Consider the following 500-nt stretch of genomic DNA (forward strand, 5'->3'; position numbering starts at 1 on the left):
ATCTTGTGGAGCGCAATGAACTGTTGTTGCCGCCTATAGAGGTCTTGAAGATGGACTTTGAGCAAGGTGGCGCGTTTCGGCTGCTTGAAGATGTTGGCGCTCCACGGCCTGTGCCGCTCGAGGCTTATTATGTGAATAGTCTTTCGCAGTATTGGGATCCGGAGCATCGACGGTTTGCCGAGTGTTGTCCTGGTGTGACCCGGCTTGATGGAACGGTAAAAATCAGCCCCACTAGCCGAGAGGATATTGCAGTAACTGATGCGAACGATAGTTTCTATCGCAAGCTCAACGAGGGCGAAGAATTCCAAGACAAGCCAATTTCCTCGGGACTCGATATTTTCCCATATGTGTTGGAGTTTGCGCTTGAAGACTCATTAAGTTACTTCAACCTCATTGATACTCCGCGCCCAGAAAAAGCCCGACTATAAGCCACTGTGTACTAGCTGAGTGCTGAGTGCAGCACTATAGGGCAGGGGCGAAGCGGTAGAGAAAAGGAGGGT

The 500-nt window shown here is 50.6% G+C and carries 1 protein-coding gene; it reads left to right on the forward strand.

The genetic code is table 11. The annotated features are described in order from the left end of the window. The coding region (locus HMPREF3101_RS11895; protein ID WP_210386184.1) for a hypothetical protein at positions 1-428 on the forward strand (428 nt) is incomplete at its 5' end. Positions 429-500 lie beyond the last annotated feature (72 nt).

The organism is Corynebacterium sp. HMSC29G08 (assembly GCF_001806875.1).
Lineage (GTDB): Bacteria > Actinomycetota > Actinomycetes > Mycobacteriales > Mycobacteriaceae > Corynebacterium.